Here is a 2808-nt window from a genome sequence, read left to right as displayed (position 1 = left end):
AAAGTCGCCGGGGGCCGGGCGCTCCGCGCCCGGCAAACCACAAAAGAAGAGAAGAGGGAAAGCGAAACGACAACAATCCGTCGGGTAACATTCCTTCGTGAGGCAACACGTCGGCCAAGATGATTGTCGCCGCGCACGAAGCCGGTCTCGTTCCCCGATGCCGATGCGCTCGCGGCGCTGCGCGGCTGGTATGCGGGCCTGTCCTCACGTGCGGCGGTCGAACGCTATCTGCCGCACGCACGCGCGCCGGGCGAATCGGCCCGCGGCATCCTCGGTGGTATCCGCCGGCAGCTGATCTTGTTTGCCCACCAGCGGCAACGTGTCGATCTGGTCGATCTGCTGCAGCACCCCAGCAACGAAAGGATCGCTCCAGCGACGAAGTCGGCCTGTGGCTGACGCAGCGTGCGGCGCGCACGCTGCGCGACCACGGCATCGCGACGCTCGCGGACCTGACCGTGCGCGTACCGCGCCGGCGTGGCTGGTGGCGCACGATCGCCGGTCTCGGGCAAACTGGCGCCCAACAGATCGAGTCGTTTTTTGCAGCCCATCCGCATTTGACGGCGCAGGCTCAAGCGTTGATTGCCGTAGCCACGCCCGGCGTCGTTGTGCCGTGGGAGCGCTTGCGGTTGCCGCACCAGGTCGACGGCTCGGCCGGCACGTTCCGCGCGCCGCGCCAGGCCTGCACGCTCGACGCGGGCAACGACTACGATGCCGTGCAGGCGTGGCTTGCCCTGCACGAGGCACCGACCACCCAGCGCGCCTATCGCAAGGAGGCCGAGAGGCTGATCCTGTGGGCGATCGTTGAGCGCGGTCGCGCCTTGTCGTCGCTGACGACCGAAGACGCGATCGCGTACCGGGCGTTTCTGCGCCGGCCGACGCCGCGCGAGCGCTGGGTCGGGCCGCCACGGCCGCGCACCGCGCCTGACTGGCGGCCGTTTGCAAGCAATCTCTCAGCGCGCTCGACCGCCTATGCACTGTCGGTGCTGGGGGCGCTCTTCCGCTGGCTCATTGAGCAGCGCTATGTGCTCGCGAACCCCTTTGCTGGCATCAAGGTGCGCGGCAGGACGCGCGTGACGCCGCTCAACACGGCACGCGGCTTCACCGAAGGTGAATGGGCGCTAGTGCGCGCGATCGCCGAGGGGCTCGAGTGGTCGTACGGCTGGTCGGATCCGGCGGCGCAACGGCTGCGCTTCCTGCTCGACTTTGCCTACGCGACCGGGCTGCGCGCGGGAGAGCTTGTCAGTGCCACACTCGGGGACATCCGCGTGAGCGAGCATGGCGATCACTGGCTGCATCTGGTCGGCAAGGGTAGTCGCCCCGGCAAGGTCGCGGTGCCGCCGCTGGCGCGCACGGCGCTCGACCAGTATCTCGGACAGCGTCGTCTTCCGGTCACCTGGACGCGCTGGGACCCAACGACGCCATTGCTCGCGAGCCTGGAGCAGGACAGCACAACCAGCATCACCGGTACCCGGCTGTGGCACGTGATGCGGCGGTTTTTCCGGCAGGCCGCAGATGTGATCGGCACTGACCATCCTGTCGTCGCCGAAAAATTGCGGCGTGCCAGCCCGCATTGGACTCGCCACACCCATGCAACACATGCTCTCGCCCGCGGCGCCGAGCTTACTACCGTGCGCGATAACCTGCGCCATGCATCAATCGCGACCACCTCGATTTACCTGCAGAGCGACGAGGTCAAACGGGCTCGCCAGATGAATCAGGCATTCGAAGCACGATAGCGAGCGGGTCCCGCCTCGACCCAATGTCCCGGTTCGACCCGAAACGTACTTTCATGTCTGCCGCAAGCAGCCCTTCATTCCGATAGCGACGTGATGTCAAGGTGCGAAGTCATCGCGGATGCAACCGTTGCACTTCCTAACGCGGTCATACAAGTTACGAGCAACAGTGTTATGTTCTCGCACACCGCAATCGCTATATCAAATATGGAGAACGACATGAGCAGCGCCATCGTCCGGCATGAAACCCCTCATTCCATGAAGGAAGCATGGGCAAGAGAATTTTCGGAAGCTATCGAAATTCCCGCAGGCGCAAAATGTATCGTGTTGAGTGGCGTCGGAGCATTGCCGTCGAACTTCGATGCCGAACCTCACACGGTGGCCCATTTCGGCGATACACGAGCCCAAACGAAAAGCGTATTGGATCAGATTACCGAAATCCTCGGCAGCAAGGGCTATACGTTGGGCGATGTCGTTGCTGTACAGGCGATCTTTGTCGGTGATCCAGCGCACAACGGCAAACCCGATTACGAAGGCTTTTCGAGTGTTTATCTCGATTATTTCGGCTCGAAAACACAACCGAACCTACCCACTCGCACTCGCTCGCAAGTCGTTGGATTGGTCGAACCAGGGTGGCTTGTTGAAATAACGGTGACCGCAGCCAAAACAGCGTAACCGCTTCATGCCAGGCTGCGCTCGTGGGCAACGCAACGAGCGCGGCACAACAGATCGTCGACGATCTACGCACCGGTGTCGATCGACCGTTTGTGGCCGAACCCGGAAGATCATCGATTGCCGCCGACTGGTGCTGTCGTGGCGGCGTTGATCTTCCTCTGTCGACCCCCAAGGAACCGTGGCCTGTGCTCAAAGCGGCCGTTCAGACGCCCACCGCTTTGCTAACAAAATACCTGCCGGATTCCCGGAGCGAGGCAGGGGTATTGACCACAGCCTGGATAGGGTGAACGTTTGGGATGGTGGCTACACCTTGAACAGGTGGATCAACTGATCGTACATTCAACATTTTCTGGCAAATGTACCCGGCGGTGATACCAACAAACAATCTGCTGGCCGTCGG

The 2808-nt window shown here is 62.6% G+C and carries 2 protein-coding genes and 1 pseudogene; 2 read left to right on the top strand and 1 reads right to left on the bottom strand.

Annotation, left to right across the window (positions count from 1 at the left end; all coding sequences use genetic code 11):
• The first annotated feature begins 123 nt into the window (after window positions 1–123).
• Both HV796_RS41465 and HV796_RS41460 read left to right on the top strand, forming a co-directional pair.
• Window positions 124–1736 (top strand): annotated as a pseudogene (locus HV796_RS41465) (phage integrase family protein).
• Window positions 1737–1952: 216 nt separating this feature from the next.
• Window positions 1953–2408, top strand: coding sequence for a RidA family protein (locus tag HV796_RS41460; RefSeq protein WP_246356374.1), 456 nt, complete (start codon window positions 1953–1955; stop codon window positions 2406–2408).
• A 202-nt stretch (window positions 2409–2610) separates the two neighbouring features.
• Here HV796_RS41460 and HV796_RS43745 read toward each other — a convergent pair.
• Window positions 2611–2808, bottom strand: a 198-nt coding sequence (locus HV796_RS43745) for a hypothetical protein (RefSeq protein ID WP_217478217.1), incomplete at its 5' end; no start/stop codon positions are given.

The organism is Paraburkholderia humisilvae, from assembly GCF_902859855.1.
GTDB classification, from domain to species: Bacteria; Pseudomonadota; Gammaproteobacteria; order Burkholderiales; family Burkholderiaceae; genus Paraburkholderia; species Paraburkholderia humisilvae.
This window is presented reverse-complemented; position numbering and strand designations above follow the sequence as displayed.